Origin of the sequence: Sorangium sp. So ce836 (assembly GCF_028553905.1) — a bacterium.
Taxonomy (GTDB): domain Bacteria; phylum Myxococcota_A; class Polyangia; order Polyangiales; family Polyangiaceae; genus Sorangium; species Sorangium cellulosum_D.
Genome location: NZ_CP102233.1, coordinates 2,815,794 through 2,832,542, shown reverse-complemented (window position 1 = coordinate 2,832,542; position 16,749 = coordinate 2,815,794). Strand labels below are relative to the sequence as shown.

The 16,749-nt window shown below is 70.4% G+C and carries 10 protein-coding genes; 5 read left to right on the top strand and 5 right to left on the bottom strand.

All coding sequences use genetic code 11. From position 1 onward, the window contains the following. The first annotated feature begins 1 nt into the window (after position 1). The gene (locus NQZ70_RS10195) at positions 2-1,504 is read left to right on the top strand and encodes a dihydrolipoamide acetyltransferase family protein (protein WP_129574046.1); all 1,503 of its coding nucleotides are present in this window, start codon (positions 2-4) and stop codon (positions 1,502-1,504) included. 298 nt (positions 1,505-1,802) lie between these two features. After that, entirely contained in the window at positions 1,803-7,856 is a 6,054-nt protein-coding gene (locus NQZ70_RS10190) for an AAA family ATPase (protein ID WP_129574045.1), read from the top strand. A gap of 107 nt (positions 7,857-7,963) precedes the next feature. On the opposite strand, the gene NQZ70_RS10185 is transcribed toward NQZ70_RS10190, so the two are convergent. Beyond that, positions 7,964-9,409, bottom strand: coding sequence for a serine/threonine-protein kinase (locus NQZ70_RS10185; RefSeq protein WP_408022415.1), 1,446 nt, complete (start codon positions 9,407-9,409; stop codon positions 7,964-7,966). Between the two features lie 419 nt (positions 9,410-9,828). Here NQZ70_RS10185 and NQZ70_RS10180 point away from each other — a divergent pair, with 419 nt between their 5' ends. The 3 genes from NQZ70_RS10180 to NQZ70_RS10170 all read left to right on the top strand — a co-directional run bounded on the left by NQZ70_RS10180 (position 9,829) and on the right by NQZ70_RS10170 (position 11,871). Further along, the gene (locus tag NQZ70_RS10180) at positions 9,829-10,545 is read left to right on the top strand and encodes a hypothetical protein (RefSeq protein WP_129574044.1); all 717 of its coding nucleotides are present in this window, start codon (positions 9,829-9,831) and stop codon (positions 10,543-10,545) included. Positions 10,546-10,730: 185 nt separating this feature from the next. Further along, positions 10,731-11,096 carry a hypothetical protein gene (locus NQZ70_RS10175; RefSeq protein ID WP_237245197.1) on the top strand — a complete coding sequence of 122 codons (366 nt, stop codon included), beginning with the start codon at positions 10,731-10,733 and terminating at the stop codon, positions 11,094-11,096. 379 nt (positions 11,097-11,475) lie between these two features. Then, entirely contained in the window at positions 11,476-11,871 is a 396-nt protein-coding gene (locus NQZ70_RS10170) for a DUF6896 domain-containing protein (RefSeq protein ID WP_129574043.1), read from the top strand. A 234-nt stretch (positions 11,872-12,105) separates the two neighbouring features. Here the strand turns inward: NQZ70_RS10170 and NQZ70_RS53315 are convergent, their stop codons facing one another. From NQZ70_RS53315 to NQZ70_RS10155, 4 genes are all read right to left on the bottom strand, one after another. Continuing rightward, positions 12,106-12,288, bottom strand: coding sequence for a hypothetical protein (locus NQZ70_RS53315; RefSeq protein WP_408022427.1), 183 nt, complete (start codon positions 12,286-12,288; stop codon positions 12,106-12,108). Between the two features lie 51 nt (positions 12,289-12,339). Further along, on the bottom strand, positions 12,340-13,902 hold the full coding sequence (locus tag NQZ70_RS10165) for an FAD-dependent oxidoreductase (RefSeq protein WP_165373890.1): 1,563 nt from the start codon (positions 13,900-13,902) through the stop codon (positions 12,340-12,342). Positions 13,903-13,925: 23 nt separating this feature from the next. Beyond that, positions 13,926-15,281 (bottom strand): acetoacetate decarboxylase family protein, encoded by a 1,356-nt coding sequence (locus NQZ70_RS10160; RefSeq protein ID WP_129574041.1) that lies wholly within the window; start codon positions 15,279-15,281, stop codon positions 13,926-13,928. A 108-nt stretch (positions 15,282-15,389) separates the two neighbouring features. Beyond that, complete coding sequence (locus NQZ70_RS10155) at positions 15,390-16,601, bottom strand: trans-acting enoyl reductase family protein (RefSeq protein ID WP_207217793.1); 1,212 nt, start codon at positions 16,599-16,601, stop codon at positions 15,390-15,392. Positions 16,602-16,749: the final 148 nt, after the last annotated feature.

Sequence of the window (16,749 nt, the reverse complement as noted above, 5' to 3'; positions counted from 1 at the left end):
CATGGGCAAGTACGAGTTCAGGCTTCCGGACATCGGCGAGGGCGTCACGGAGGGGGAGATCGTCAGCTGGCTGGTGTCGCCGGGCGACGTGGTCGTCGAGGACCAGCCGATGGTCGAGGTGATGACCGACAAGGCGACGGTGACGATCACGTCGCCGCGCTCGGGTCGGATCGTGGAGACGCGGGGCAAGGTGGGCGGGGTGGTCCCGGTCCACTCGGTGCTCGTCGTGTTCGATCTCGACGACCGGTCCGCCGCCGCGTCGCCGGCGCCGCCCGGCGCGGGCGCGGGGGCGCACGACCGGCCTGCGGCGCCGTCGCCTTCGTCCGGGGCGGGGATGCGTCAATCCGCCGCGAAGACCGGCCCTGCCGAGCCTGCGGCGACGGCGGTCGGCGACATCCGGGAGGACCTCCCGGGGATGAACCTGAGGGCGCCGGTGCGGCCCGCGTGGGCGAACGGCAGCGCGGGCGCCGGCGCGGCGGCCTACTTCAACGAGAAGCCGCTCGCGACGCCGGCGACGCGCAAGCTGGCGCGCGACCTCGGGGTCGACCTGCGGCGCGTGCCGCCGACCGGCCCGGGGGGCCGCGTGACGAAGGACGACGTGCGGGCGCTGGAGGCGCCCGAGGCGGCCGAGCTGGCGCCCGTGACGGCCCCGGCGCTGTCCGAGGTGGCGCCGAGGCGGCCGGCGGTCGCGGCGGAGCGCGCGGCCGGCGCGGCGGCGGCGCCCGAGCCGCTGGACGAGGCCCTGGGGCGCGTGGCGGCCCGGCCCGAGGGGGAGCGCGGCCGCGGGCTGCCGGCGGCGCCCGGCGACGAGCGCATCCCGCTGCGCGGCGTGCGCAAGCGGATCTTCGAGGCGATGTCGCGGTCGAAGCACACGGCGGCGCACTTCACCTTCGTCGAGGAGTGCGACGTCTCCGCGCTGAAGGAGCGCCGCGCGCGCCTGCGCCCGCTGGCCGAGAAGGCGGGCGTCAAGCTCACCTTCCTGCCCTTCTTCGTGAAGGCCGTGGTCGCCGCGCTCAAGAAGCACCCGACGCTGAACAGCACCTTCGACGAGGCCGCGCAGGAGATCGTCGTCCGGAAGAGCTACCATATCGGCATCGCCTCCGCGACCGAGGCCGGGCTCATCGTGCCGGTCGTGCGCGACGCGGATCGCCGGAGCGTCCTTGAGATCGCGCAGGAGATCGCGCGGCTCGGCGAGGACACGAAGGCAGGGCGGGTGAAGCCGGAGGATCTCGGCGGCTCGACGTTCACGATCACGTCGCTCGGCCAGCAAGGCGGGCTGTTCGCGACGCCGATCCTGAACTTCCCCGAGGTGGCGATCCTCGGGATCCACCAGATGAAGCAGAAGCCGGTGGTGCGCGACGGGCAGATCGTGATCGGCGAGGTGATGCTGCTGTCGCTGTCGTTCGATCACCGGATCATCGATGGTCACGTGGGGGCGGCGTTCGCCTACGAGATCATCGGGTATCTGGAGGATCCGGATCGGCTGTTCCTCGAGATGAGCTGAGCGCATCCCCGCCTCGCCGCGCTCGCGAGCCCATCCTGGTGGGCTCGCCTGCGCGCTGCGCCGAGCGAGCGTCCTCTGTCTCACCAGGCTCGCGAGCCCAGCTGGTAGGCATCTTCTTCGGCGAGCCCTGTCACGATGTCATCGACAGGGTGGCCCCGGTGTGGGGCGCGGCGCGCGCTGGTTCGCGCTAGTTCGCGGAGGAGGACGGATGATGTCCGGCGCCTCGCCCGCTCAAAGCGATGGCGATACGCGCCGACCATGGCAGCATGCGTCGCGCGTTACCGGTCGTACAGCTCCTGTGAACACCATTCCCGCCTTCTCTAATCACGATGCGTCGTCCCGTTACGCCATCATCGCGGTCCTCTGCGAGGGCTCGGACACCCTTCTTTATCGGGGTCTACGCCGGGGCGACCGCCGTCCCGTGGTGCTCAAGGTCCTCCGTCGCGATCACGCGAGCCCTCGCGCCCTCGGGCGGCTGCGTCACGAACACGAGGTCGCCCGGGCGATCGACACCACCGCCATCGTCAAGCCCTACGCGATCGAGATGCTCGGCGATCAGCCGGCGCTGGTCCTGGAGGATTTCGGCGGCGTATCGCTCGATCGGCTCCTGGAAGGGCCGATGCCGCTCGAGCGCTTCTTCCCCCTCGCCGTCCGCCTGGCGGAGGCGCTCGCCGGGCTGCATCGGCACGACGTCGTCCACAAGGACATCAAACCCCAGAACCTGCTCCTCAACCCCACCACCGGCGAGGTGAAGATCACCGACCTGGGGATTGCGTCCCGGATACCCCGCGAGCTCCAGCACATCGAGCACGTCGGGCTCATCGAGGGGACCCTGGCCTACATGGCCCCGGAGCAGACGGGCCGGATGAACCGCTGGGTCGACGAGCGGACCGATCTCTACTCCCTGGGCGTCGTCTTCTACGAGCTCCTGACGGGCACCCTGCCGTTCCGGGCCAGCGATCCCGTCGAGTGGGTCTATTGCCACATCGCGCAGAAGCCGGTCCCGCCGCGCGCGCTCGTCCCGTCGATTCCCCCGCTCCTGTCAGAGGTCGTGCTCAAGCTGCTCTCCAAGGCCGCCGAGGAGCGCTACCAGAGCGCGGCCGGCCTGCGGCACGACCTGGACGAGTGCTTCGCCCGGTGGCGGACGAGCGGCGCCATTCCGCCCTTCGCGCTCGGTGAGCGCGATCTCTCCGACCGGTTCCAGGTGCCGCAGCGGCTGTACGGGCGCGAGCGCGAGGTGGAGGCGCTGCTCGCCATGTTCGAGCGGGTGGTGGCGCAGGGCCGGCCAGAGCTCGTGCTCGTGTCAGGGTACGCGGGCATCGGGAAGTCGTCGCTCGCCGCCGAGCTGCACCGGCCGATCGTGAGGGAGCGGGGGTTCTTCCTCTCCGGCAAGTTCGATCAAACCGCGAGGGACGTCCCCTACCGCGCCTTCCATCAGGCGTTCCGGGCGCTGGTGCAGGAGATCCTCGGCGCGAGCGAGGAGCAGGTCGGGCGCTGGAGACAGCACCTGCGGGAGGCCCTGGGCCCCAACGGCAGGCTGCTCGCCGACGTGCTCCCCGAGCTGGAACTGCTCCTTGGCCCCCAGCCGCCCGTGCCCGAGCTGCCGCCCACCGAGGCCCAGAGCCGGCTGCACGCGACGCTCCAGCGCTTCGTCTCCGCGTGCGCCCAGAAGGAGCACCCCGTGGCGCTCTTCCTCGACGATCTGCAGTGGGCCGACGCGGGAAGCCTCCAGCTGCTCGAGCAGCTCGCCACCTACGCCGGGTCCGAGCACCTCCTGCTGATCGGCGCCTACCGCGACAACGAGGTCGGCCCCGCGCACCCGCTGCGGCTCACGCTGGCCGAGGCGCGGAGGCGCGGCGCCGCCGTGTCCGAGCTCGCCCTCGACCCGCTCTCAGCCGCCCATGTCGGGGCGCTCGTCGCCGAGACGGTCCACGCGCCGCACGCGCCCGCAGAGCAGGTCGAGCCGCTCTCGCGGCTGGTCTACGAGAAGACCGGCGGCAACCCGTTCTTCGTGCTCCAGTTCCTGATCGCGCTGCACCAGGAGGGGCTCATCACCTTCGACGCGGAGGAGGGCAGATGGCGGTGGGACATCGCCGCGATCCGCGACATGGGGTTCACCGACAACGTCGTCGACCTGATGGCGGGCAAGCTGAAGCGGCTCTCGGACCCGGCGCGGGAGGTGCTCACGCTCGCCGCGTGCCTCGGCACCAGCCTGGAGCTCGACACGCTCGCGGTGGTCGCGGGCCGTCCGGCGGCGGAGCTCGGCGACGCGCTCGAGGAGGTCGTGCGGGAGGGGCTGCTCCTCCGCCGAGACGGCGCCTATCGATTCCTCCATGACCGGGTGCAGCAAGCCGCTTACTCGCTCATCCCGGCGGGACAGCTCGCCGAGACGCACCTCGGGATCGGGCGGCTGCTCCTCAGGGCACGACGCGCGGAGGAGCGCGACGGCGCGCTCTTCGACATCGTCGGCCACCTCAACCGCGGCGCCGCGCGTCTGCGTTCCCAGGCGGAGCGGGAGGAGGTCGCCGAGCTGAACCTCCGCGCCGGCAGGAAGGCCAAGGCCGCCGCGGCCTTCCAATCGGCCGCCGGGCTCTTCGCCGCGGGCCTCTCGCTGCTCGCGCCGGCCTCTTGGGAGACGCGTCACGGGCTGACCTACGACCTGGCCTTCGAGCGCGCGCACATTGCGTACATCACCGGCAGCTTCGAGGACGCCGAGCGGCGCCTGGGAGAGCTCATGGCGCGCGCGATGACCCGGCGCGAGACGGCCGCCGTCGTCGAGCTCGTCGTCGCGCTGAATGTCACCCGCGGGCAATACGCCCGCGCGGTGGAGATCGGGCTCTCGTGCCTCCGCGCGTGCGACGTCGATCTGCCGCTCCACCCCACCGACGCACAGATTGAGGAGGAGACCGAGAGCGTCTGGCAGGCCCTGGGCGATCAGGCCATCGAGGACCTGATCCACCTGCCCCCGATGACGCACCCGGAGATCAAGACCACGATGGGCGTGCTGCAGAGCGTGTCCCTCCCTGCGTTCTTCGTGGACCCGAACCTGTACAACCTCGTCGTCATGCGCATGGTCAAGCTCAGCCTGCGCCACGGCAACGCCGAGCACTCCGCTGTCGCGTACGCCGCCTTCGCGATGGTGATCAGCTCGAGGTTCGGGCGATATCACGAGGCTTTCCTGTTCGGCAGGGTCGGCCACGACCTGGCGGACGGGAGCGGCCTCCTCACCACGAAATCGGTGGTGGTCATCCTCCTACACTATGTCGTCTACTGGACACGCCACTACCGAGAGACGTATCCGTACACGCGCGACGGCTTCAGCGCCGCGGTCGAATCCGGTAATCTGAACAACGCGTGCCTCAACTGCATCTGGGCCGCGCTGTTCCCGCTGCTCTCCGGCGAGCCGCTGGAGGACGTGCTCCACGAGGTCAAAGAGCGCCTCGATGTCGTGAGCAGGGTCGGTTACGCGTTCGCGCACAACGCCCTCCTCGGCGGCCACGCCATGATCCAGACGCTGCGCGGGAGGCCGGTCCGCTTCGCGATGCCGGACGGGTCCGAGCAGGATCCGCCGGCCTTCGAGGCGCGGCTGGAGCAGGGTGGGGATCTGGAGGCCGCTCGCGACTTCTATTACAGCTTGAAGGCGCAGGCGCTCTTCGTGCTCGGCTCTGCCCGAGAGGCGCTCGCGGCGGCGACCCGCGCGATCGCCGAGCACCCGCCCAGGGTCGGGCCGCACGCGCTCATTGCCGAGAGCTTCTATTATCGCGCGCTCGCGCTCGCGGCGCTTTGCGACGAGGCGCACGAGGCGCAGCCATCCCCGCTGCGGGCGCTCCCCGAGGAGCTCGTCGAGTGCGAGCGGCAGCTCGGCGAGTGGGCCAGGAGCGGCCCCGACAACTTCCTTCACAAGCACGCCCTGGTCCGCGCCGAGATCGCCCGGCTCCGTGGGCAGGACCTGGAGGCCATCGGGCTCTACGAGCAGGCCATCTCGTCGGCGCGGGAGGGCGGCTTCGTCCAGCACGAGGCCATCGCCTCCGAGCTCGTCGCGGGGCTCTACCGCGCGCGCGGCCTCTCCACGTCCGAAGGCGCCCACCTGCGAAAGGCCCGCGCCGCCTACTTCACGTGGGGCGCCCACGCCAAGGTGGAGCAGCTCGATCAGCGCTACCCCTACCTCGTCGAGCGCAAGCCGATCGCCCCCACCGTCACGTTCGCCGTGCGGGCCGAGCAGTTCGACGTCCTGTCGGTGGTCAAGGCCTCGCAGGGCATCTCCGGCGAGCTCAAGCTCCCGCGCCTGCTCGAGACGCTGCTTCGCGTCGTGGTCGAGCACGCGGGCGCCGAGGAGGGCTGTGTCCTCCTCGTCCGAGATGAGCGGCTGTGGACCGCGGCGATCGAGACGCCAGGGGGGGCGGTGCGGCTGCTCGGCGCGGGCGAGGCGCCTTCGGCCGCGCTGCCGCGGTCCGTCCTCAACTATGTTCGCCGGAGCCACGAGCGCGTGCTGCTCGACGACGCCGCCGCCCGCCACCCCTTCATGGAGGATGAGTATTTCCGGCGCAAGCGCCCGAGATCGGTGCTGTGTCTCCCGATCGTACGGCAGGCCCGGCTCATCGGCCTGCTTTACCTGGAGAACAACCTCATCACCGGCGCCTTCACCCCCGGGCGGCTCAGCGTCATCGAGCTGCTCGCCTCGCAGTCGGCGATCTCGCTGGAGAACGCGATGCTCTATGCCGAGCTGGAGCAGGAGAACGCCGAGCGGCGGCGGGCGGAACAGGCGCTCAAGGCCAACCAGGAGATGCTCCAGGCGATCGTCGACAACTCGGCGGCGGGCGTCTACGTGAAGGATTACGAGGGTCGCTACCTGCTCGCCAACCGGCCGGTAGCGGCCCTCCTGGGCGTGCCGGGCGAGCAGATCCTCGGGAAGACCGACGCCGAGCTCTTCCCTCCGCCCGTCGCCGCGGCGCTCCGCGAGCACGACCGGCAGGTGCTCGAGGCGGGCGCGCCGATGGAGTGGGAGGAGACGGTGCCGCTCGCCAACGGACTGCGCACCGCGCTCTCCGTCAAGTTCCCTCTGGGCCAGGGCGCTGAGCCTCGCGCGGTCTGCGGCATCTCCACCGACATCACCGAGCGCAAGCGGGCCGAGCAGGCCGAGCGCTTCCTGGCCGAGGCGAGCCGCAGGCTGATGACGCTGGGCTACGGCGCGACCTTCGAGAGCGTGGCGCAGCTCCCGGTGCCCGAGCTCTCGGATCAGTGCGTCGTCGAGGTGCTCTTGGAGGACAGGACGCCGGGCCCGACCGCCGTCGCGGGGGTGCCCGGCGAGCAGCTGGAAGCGCTGAAGGACGCGCTGCGCGCTCTGGCAGAGGCGTCGCCGGCCGGATCCGAGCGGGAAGAAGGCCGCGCCACGCCGCTGTTGCAGCAGGTGCATTCGCTCGACCCCCGGGTCAGGCCACCGTGGGATCGGCTCGGCGTCCGTTCCTTTCTGCGGGTTCCGCTGCTCGCGCGCGACCGGTACTTCGGCGTCATGACCCTGCTGGCGACCGCGCCCGAGCGCCGTTATGGTCCCGCCGACCTGCAGCTGGCCGAGGAGCTGGGGCGCCGCGCGGCGCTCGTGATCGACAACGCCCGTCTGTATGCCGAGGCCCAGGAGGCGATCCAGCGGCGGGACGAGTTCCTCGTCGTCGCGTCTCACGAGCTCAAGACCCCGCTGACCTCGCTGCAGATGCAGGTGCAGGCGGTCGAGCGCGTGCTGCGCCGCCGCTCGCTCGCGGACGTCCCCCCGGAGCGGTTCGAGAGGATGTTCCAGACGCTCGGCCGCCAGACGTTGCGGCTCGGGCGCTTGGTCGACGAGCTGCTCGACGTCACGCGGCTGAACGCCGGGCGGCTGACGCTCGCGCGGGCGCCGGTCGATCTGACGGCGCTGGCGCGCGAGGTCGTCGACCGGATGCGCCCGCAGCTCGCGGACGCCCGCTGCCCGATCCAGCTCGATCTGGACGAGCCCGTGGTCGGCCACTGGGATCCGTCTCGCGTGGAGCAGGTCGTCATCAACCTCCTGTCGAACGCGATGAAGTACGGTGCAGAGAGGCCTATCCTCGTCGGCGTGCGGCGGAAGGCCGAACGCGCGCTGGTGGTCGTCCGGGATCAGGGGATCGGGATCGCCGAGGCCGATCAGGGCAGGATCTTCGAGCGCTTCGAGCGCGCGGTGTCGGTGCGGAACTTCGGCGGCCTCGGCCTCGGGCTGTACATCGTGCGCTCGATCGTGATGTCGCACGGCGGATCCATCCGGGTGGAGAGCCATCCGGGCGCGGGCGCGACGTTCGTGGTGGAGCTCCCGCTGAACCCACCGGAGGCGGACGAGCCCGGCTAGTCGGGTAGGCAGGTTCCCGATCGGCTGTTCGCTGTTCCTCGAGATGAACTGAGCTCCAGGGCGCCTATCCGGGCGCTCGCGCCGCGCCCGGGCGACGGACCCACCGCTCAGTGGCGCGTCCTGAGCAGATCGCGTTCAGTGGGCGCGCTCCGCGCGCTCGTTGCGCGTTCGCCGCGGTCGCCGCGGGGAGCGCGCGCGTTCCGCGGCGCTGGGCGGGGGTCGACCGGGCGCGCGGCCTGGGCGGCGAGGGGGCGCGGCGCGGCCGCGGGGGCGGCGGCCTCCTCGGGCGCGGGTGCGGCGGCCCCCGGCGGCGCGGCGTCGCCCGAGCGCGCGGCTGGGCGCGGGCGCGCCTGGGCGGCGATGCGCGCCTGCGCGGCGCGGACGATGGCCCCGGCGCGCGCGTCGACGCTCGCCGCCCGCAGCGCGCCGGGGACCTGGACCTGCGCCCACAGCGCGCCGGTCGACAGCACGACGCCGAGCGCCACGACGAGGCCGGCCGCGAGGCCCAGCTTGCCCCGGCGCGCGGGCTCGGCGCGCGCCGGCGCCCCCGACGGGCCGACCGCGGCCTCGTAGGCGGCGACCATGGCCTCGATCGAGGGGAACCGCTCCGTCGGATCCAGGGCGAAGGCGCGCGCGAACCAGCCCGAGAGCGCCGGCGGCGCCGCCGGGCACAGCGACGACCGCGGCGGCTGCGCGCTGGCCAGGATCGAGGCGAGCACGTCGCTCATGGTCTGGCCCGGGAAGGGCAGCTGGCCCGTGAGCGCCTCGTACGAGACGACCGCGAGCGCCCACATGTCCGAGTGCGGGCTCGTGTCCCCGTCGCATGCGTGCTCCGGGCTCAGGTACGCCGGCGTGCCCAGCACCACGCCGTCGGCGGTTCGACGGGGGAAATCGGCTGGCAGGTCCTTCCGGATCCACTTGGCGATCCCGAAGTCCGCGACCTTGGCGCGCATCTCGCCGCTCCGCTCCTCCTCGAGCAGCACGTTCGTCGGCTTGACGTCGCGGTGCACGATGCCGAGGCGGTGCGCGACCGAGAGGGCCTCTCCGATCTGGCCGAGGAGCGGGGCGAGCTCCGCCGGGGACATCGGCCCCCGCTCCTGCATGAGCTGCCGCAGGGACCGGCCTCGAACGTAGCCCATGACGAGGTACGGACCGACTTCGGGATCGCTCCCGACGTCGCGCACGGCGACGACGTGGTCCGTCTTCTGCGCCAGCTGCGCCGCGAGCTGGGCCTCGAACCGGAAGCGCTCCAGCGCGGTGCCAGCCTGGCTCTCGCGCTGGACCGTGAGGAGCTTGAGCGCGACGTCGATCCGCAGGGCCCTGTCGTGCGCGAGCCACACCTCGCCCATGGCGCCGCGCCCGATCAGCCGCAGGAGCTTGTACCGCCCGGCGACGACCTGGTTGCGCCGCGGGTCCTGCGCTACGTCGCCGCGCCCGGCGGCGGAAGAGGCGGGGCCGGCTTCGCCGGAGCGGCCGGAGCGCGCCGCAGCGGCACGCGCGCTGATCGGGGGATTGGCGTCAGATTGTCCAACGGAAGCCGATGCTTGCCACACGAGCGGTACCCTCCGTGCCGTCGCCGTGTCCAAGCTCGTTGACGCGCTGATGCGACAACGCTCCTGGCCACCGAGACCGGGGCATGTCGGCTACGATACCACCGGGAGGGCAAAACAGGAATCAGGAACGGTCGAAGCGGCTCGCTCGGGAGTCTCCGGATTCACCATCATGTGCGCAAGGGTGGTGGATCGGCGCCATAGTGCGGTGACCTCGCCCGGGTCGGAACGTGATCATGATGGCCGTGAGGGACGTCGATGGTGTTTCCGTCGGCTTCGAGCACGAGCGCCGCGGAGCGGCCAGGGCGGTACGGGCGCTCGCCGGGAGCGGCGGGCGAGCGAGGCGGGCATGCAGAAGGACTTTGCCGCCATGATTTCCACCGTCGCCGATGAATCTCGGCTATTGAGATCGAGAGGCCCACATGTTCGAGTACAGCCCAGCCTGGCCGCACAGCGCGCTTCAGTCGGCGTTCGCGGAGGTCTACTTCGTTGTTGGGACCAACAAAACCCATCACGCGGGCACGGACCTTCAAACCAGCCGCACGATGGTCATACTTCGTGACGGCGGCGCCCTCACGCTCGTCAACACCGTGCGGCTGACAGAGCATGGGCTCGGCGAGCTCGAGAAGCTCGGTCGAGTCCGCGATGTCGTTCGGCTGGGCGCCTTCCACGGTCGAGATGACCCTTTCTACCGCGATCGGTACGGCGCGACGACCTGGGCGCTTCCAGGTGTTCGATGCGCCGATGGACGTCCGGCGGATAGAGAGCTCGACCCCACCGCACCCTTCCCGGCGCATGGAGGCAAGGTCTTCGTCTTCTCCACCGCGGCGTTCCCAGAGGCTGCGGTGGTGCTCCCTCAGGAGGGCGGGATTCTCATCACCTGTGACGCTGTGCAGAACTGGACCCGTGTCGATCCTTTCTTCTCGAAAGAAACAGGAGATTCATTCCTGGAGCAGGGTCTGATCGGCGCCGCGAACATACCGTCGACCTGGCTGAGCGCGTGCAGCCCCGATGCCGCCGATTACCGACGGCTTGTTTCCCTGACATTTCGGCACTTGATCAGCGCCCACGGAGAACCCTTACGCGATGACGCTCAAGCGCTGCTACGGCGCCGCATCGCAGCGGCATTCCCGGAATGAGCGCGGAGCTGCCCAACATCGTGGCATTGCAGCGGACAGCGCTTCGCGCTTCCGCCGAATGCCAGAATGTTGGACGGTAGCGCCGTGGAGTGGGGCCTGGTCGCCGCCCCGTCCGCCATGGCGCCGCCACCCCCTGAGCTGCCCTTCTCCTCGGGTTTTCCCGTGGTTTCGTGCCGGCATGGGGCATGCTCGAGGCCGAGCGTCATGCCGACCAGGAGCACGCGATGGTCTATTTTCAGCTCAGCTGGAACGGGTTGCGTGAGCCGATGCGGCAGGCTCTGGAGGCGTTGGTCATGGAACGGCAGATCGAAGGCGAGGCGACTTTTCCCCCGTTCGTGCAGAGGCTCATCGATCGCGGCAAGCTCGAGGGCATCCGCGAGGGCGAGCTCAAGGGCAAGAGGGATACGCTGTTGCGGCTGCTCGCGCGTGCAGGAATCGTGCTCACCGAGAACGAGAGCGCTCGCGTCCAGGCATGCGCGGACGTCGCGCCCCTCGACCGCTGGATCGATAACGTCCTCGGGGCGAAGACCGCCGCCGAAGTGCTCTCCTGACGGTTGACGGATGCGGCCCGACAGGGCGATGGATCAGACGGGCTTCGCCCGCTGATCATCGCCAGGGTGTTGGGTGGAAGCGATGATGGAGGAATCTGCGCGACACGCCGTCATCGTCGACGTTCTCCAGTCTCACGGTGTCACGAGCGAAGCGGAGGTCGCGGATGCACCATCATGAGTCCCCGACCAACAAACGGCTGGTACTGATGGGGGCGGTGCCGAGCGTCGCCAGGCTCCGTGACCCACAGCACACCCGCACGCCGCGTCCAGCTTCAGCGGGTGCCTCGATGATGCTCAGGCGAGCGGCGCCCAACAAAGGGCCTGGGCAGCTGAAGTAGCATGGGAAAGCCGACCAAACCCGTACAATGAGGCCAAGCTAATGGATCCGCGCCTTGCCAAGCTCATCGAGGACTATCGTGCAAAGGTCGCAGAGGCCGTTGCCTTGCTGGAACGTGCAGGCATACCGCGCCCCTCGAGCAGCCTCGAATGGACTCAAACAGACGTCGCCGGTCGCGATGAACTCGCGGAAGGCTACCGCTATTTCAAGCATGGCTTTGGCTGCGCGGTAGTGGGACCAGAATGGACGGTCGATTTCGACTTCGGCGACGAGGGGCAGATTGACGGAGTTGACGCCGGGCGCTTACAACGGTTCGCAGGGGAGAGGCTCGGCCAGTACGGGTTCACGTCACAGGAGCAGCTCGAGCGCGCCTTCGACGATGCGAAAGCAGCTGGTGATCTGGTCTACTCTGGCTACATCCTGTACTACTCAAAGTGAGCACTTGGCGAACAGCGGCTTGCCGCCGGCGGCGTTGTGCGCCGCGGCAGAAGCCCGGTCGTTAGGCCCCCCTCCTCTTTCTCCGTCCCATCCCTACCTCTGGTGTCGTCGGGGGGGTCGACGGAAACGGGGGTGGACCAGACGCCGGGCGGCGCTCGTCGGAGCGTCACGCGCGTACGTACCGTCGTTGTCCGTGCACCACCACGGCGCGCGCCTCGCGCTCGCGCGAGCGCCTCAGCTCGAGCACGCCGCGATGCGCTCGACGACCTCGGCCGTCTTGTCGCGAAAGATCTGGTCTTCGAATAGCCAGACGTGCTCCAGATACGAGTGCAGCCAGTAGAACAGACGCCGCCGCTCGTAGCCGGGCCGGAGCGGCGCCCTCTCCGCGTAGATGGGCAGGAATCCTGGAAAGCCGATGAAGGCCTCGAGCAGGAAGCTGAGGCTGCGCGCCCTCCCCCTGGGGGCGCATCACGCGCGACCCGCGCGCCTAGAGGGGAGCTGATACGAGCGGAGATTCAGCGGCAAGAGCCCGCGCATGACACGGCAAGCCGCGCGGACGGCAGCCACGGTGCGCTCAGGCGGGAGCGGAGCGAGCGGAGCGGGGACCCGTTCCGGGGAGAGGCCGAGCGACGGCACGATCGCCCGAGCCGCGAGGAGACCTGTCAGGCACGCGCGCTCGAGGAACATCGCCGGCGATCCGCACGCAACGCCGTCACCGCAGCGCGCGACGTTCGGCAGCGCGGTGATCACCGCGGGGAGCCGCGCCATCTGGCCGACGCGCAGTGCGACCTGGGTCGGTGGATTGCGCTGCACGTGGGCATGCACGATTTCGCCCGGGACCTCGGGCCAGATCCGCCGTACCGTCGCCTTGATTCGCTGCGCCAGGGCCGCGTCCTCCACCATCTGCACGCCCACGGCCAGGTCTCCGTAAAGGTGCGCTTCGAGGACACCGCCTCCCGTGCGAGCGTGCCAGGTGCGGAATGGCTCCTGGAGCCGATGCAGCCAGAAGAAGTTCCTCGCCACAGAATCGACCAGCAGCCCGGAGGGCGCGCGCTCCGGCCGCGGAGCGCCCGCGAGCCACAGCCGCACCACGATGCTCGGGAGCCCGGCCGGCCGAGGGCTCCCCGAGGCCGAAGCGAGCGGCGTCCCCGCAAGGAGCCGCTCCTGCCCGGCGGGATCGAGCGCGACCACCACCGCGCTGGCCGGGAGCGTCTCGGCCCCTCGCGGCGTGTCGATGGCCACTCCGGTCGCGCGCCGCCCCTCGATCCGCAACCCCGTCGCGCGCGCGCCGAGCAGCACCTCGCCGCCTCGCCCGCGGATCGCAGCGAGGAGCGGCGAGATCACACACTGCTCTGAGTCGGCGGCGAAGACATCGAACTGCGAATCACGCCGGTCGTTCACCAGATAAAGGTGAATCCCGGTGAAGAGCGCGGCGAGGCTGACCGCATGCGTCTCCTCGAAGTAAATCGAGTGCGAGAAGGACTCGAAGAGCTGCCGGAACGAAAGTGGCCAGTCCGCGATCATCGTCGCCACGCTCGCGTGATCGTACGCGGCGACGTCGTCGGGCGAGGCGAGGTCGAACGCGAGAGCGTGAGAAAGGCACCCCAGCATGCGCGCGAACGCGACCGGACCCGCCGTGAGCGTGTCGTAAGCGAATGGCGGGGAGAACCAGGGGCGGAACTGCGCAAGCGGCGCCGGCAGGCGCGAGCCGCGCACGGACGCGCCGATGTCGACGGCCGCGACGCCGTTGGGCGAGTCGACGATGAGCTCCTGCGTTCCAGCGTCGACCAGCCACCGATCGAGGCCGTGATCGGCGAGGAGGCGGCGCAGGTTGCGATACTGCCGCCACACGCCGTGGAGTCCGTGCTCGATGGGGAACTGCATCGCCGTGCCGCGCCATCGGACATCCACGGTGTCCAGCGTGGCCAGGCGCCCGCCGGCGACATCGCCGGCCTCGACCAGCAAGACGCGGGCGCCTGCCTCCGCCAGGCGGCTCGCCGCCGTGAGCCCGGCCAGCCCCGCGCCTACCACGACGACTCGCGACGATGTCCCCGTCACGGCCGGACTTCGGCAGCCGACGCGGTCGCCGCCGAGGTGGGGCTGTACTGCGCGACGATCTCTCCCTCGTTCAGTACGAAGCTCACGTCCATCTCCACGCCGGCGGCCGCCTCCACGATCGGCATGTTACCCGGCGCGAGACGGTAGATGGGGTCGACCGTCGAGGGCCCGATCTCGAACCGCGCCGCGGAGAGGAGCACCGCCCGGGAGACACGCACGTCGTGGAGAGGCGTGCGCCACACCCGCGATACGCACGAGCGGTCGCCCGCAGGGGTCGGGATGACCTGGTGCGTATAGAAGGGCAGTTCGAAGACGTTGCTCATCCCCAGCGCCGCTCCCCGCGCGCCCAGCGCGGCAGCCTTGTCCGCCACCGCGCGAGCCACGTGGTCGACGAAGGACTCGTGTTTCGCAGCCGCATGCCACGTCCCACGCACGAGCTCGATCGGGTGGACGTTCCCGGCCGTCTCTCCTGGAGCGAGGCCGGGCCGACGCACCTCCATGCCGTCGCTGCCGATGGCGATCTCCGCTAGCTTCTTCGGAAACCCATACATCTCGCGCCCGGTGACCATCATCACGTCGCTCGAGATATAGATGGTGTTGATGAAGAGCCCTATCTCGCTCACCCGCGCGTGCTCACGCACGAAGCAGCCGATGACGAGCTCCCGGTACGGGTAAACCGCGCCCGTCGGATCCGAGGAGGAGAACGCCGACGAGTAATCCATCACGCCCCACAGCGCCTTGCCCTCGAGGCCGGGGAGGACACCCAGGCAGGGAGGGATATCCGCGCTGAGCCAGCCCGGATCGACGTCGACGAGGAAGAGACGCGCGCGGAGCGCCAGCGAGTAAGGGGGCGGCAGGCAGAGCGGATGCGCGCTCGGCATGCCCAGGGGAGACGACCTGAAGCGATCCCGCGGGGGCGCGGCTCGATCGAGCGGAGCAGGCCGCGGCGCGCGCGCGAGGCGGCATGTCCCGAAGTCGTAGACCAGCTCTTGCACGTCGTCGGCGCCATGGAAGGTCTGCACGACGAGGCGCGCCTGCTCGGAGCGCTCGATGACGCGGAGGTCTAGGTCGGGGCGGTCGAACGGCCCGGCGTCGAGCGGGTTATAATAGATCTCGAAAGCGCCGTGCGCATCGGTGATGCCGCGGCCGAGGAAATCGCCCCTCAGGGCGTCGCGATCCCACAGCTCCAGCTCTACCCCCGCGAGCGGCTCGCCCGTCGCGGCGAGGACGAGCTTGCCGACGGTCTTGTGGCTGCGCGAGCTTGTCTGAGGACGGGGGAGCCCCTCCAGTATCCGCTCGTGCAGCTTTTTGGGTTGTTGTTGAGAGGCGACTTCGTCCTTTTTGTCTGCCATGGATGACTCTCAGGGCAAGAGGAGAGAATGACAGGTACATGTTGCTGTTATGGCGGTCAAGCGAAAGGGGCAGGCGTATAGCCGCCGCTCGGGTTTGCACGCGCGGGCTCATTCCGCTCGGTACGTCTCACCCGCCGCGCGCAGGCGCTCGATGAGCTTCGTGCCCATGGCGACCGCGGGCGTGAGGACGCCCCCGTGCGCCGGCAGGTCGTCCTGGGCCAGCGACAGCGCCGCCTCCCCGAGCATGATCGCCGTTCCGCCGTACCCGGGGTCGTGGCTCCCGGCGACCACGCCGGTGAGCTTCTTTCCGGCCGCGCTCCTCGCATGGATCTCAAGGCGAAACCGCCCCTGTTCGCGCTGCTCTCGGCTCGGCCCCTCGCCCGGCGCCGGGAGGAGTCGCCCGAGCAGCCTTCGCCCCGGCGGGACGACGGCCAGCGCGCTCGCGCCCCCGAGCGCCGCGCTGATCCCCGCCGCCCTCGCGAGCCCTGCGACGCCCTCGCCGGTGCTGATGGCCTCGTCGTAGCGGAAGTCGCGGCCGTAGGCGTGTCCCAGGAGCGCGTTCGAGCGCCGCACGACGCGCGTGTTGATGGCCGCCATGATGAACGGAGCCGTCCAGCCCCCGCTGCCTGCGTCGCGTCCGGGAGCCTTGAAGTCGCGACGGTCCGGGCCGCGGGGGCTGCCCTCTGGATCGAGCGCATACGGATCGATGAGCGCGCGCCACACGGCCGGATCGCCGATGTTCTCGAAGATGGACATCAGGGTCGCGACCGAGCCGCCGCTCAGGCCGCCCGGCATTTTGAGGATCACGCGGCCGTGCGCCTCGGCGAGCCGATCGCCCTGCGCGGCGAGGTGCTCGTGGAGCATGAGCACGCCGAGATCCGACGGGATCGAGTCGAACCCACAGCAATGCACGATGCGCGCCCCCGTGGCCTCCGCGCGGGCGTGGTGGGCCTCGATCATCCGGCGGATCCAGTGTGTCTCGCCGGTGATATCGCAGTACGACGTGCCGGCCTCGACGCAAGCGGCGACCACCTGATCGCCGTACTTCGCGTAGGGCCCGGCCGTGCTGCACACGACCCGCGCCCGGCGGACGATATCGTCCATGGCGCCGCGATCGAGGCTGTCGCCGACGAGGATGGGGAGAGCCTCCGCGGCGGGATCGAGGGCGGCGAGCCCGCTCCGGACGAGCTCGAGCCTGCGCCGTCTCCTCCCCGCCAAGGCCCAGCGCACGCCTGGGCGCCGCGCCACGAGGTACTCCGCGACCAGCCGACCGGTGAAGCCGGTGGCACCGAAGAGGACGATGTCGAGTTCCTTGGTCATGCGCGCCAACCTGGAGCAGAGCGCTGGAGTATCTGGGGGCTATCGCGGTTTCGCAAGACCTGAGGTTCGCATCACGCCGTGGTTATCGGCTAGCCTTCATGGCCCGCCGCCGGTGCAGCTCTTCAAATGATGCCGCCGTCGCCAGGGA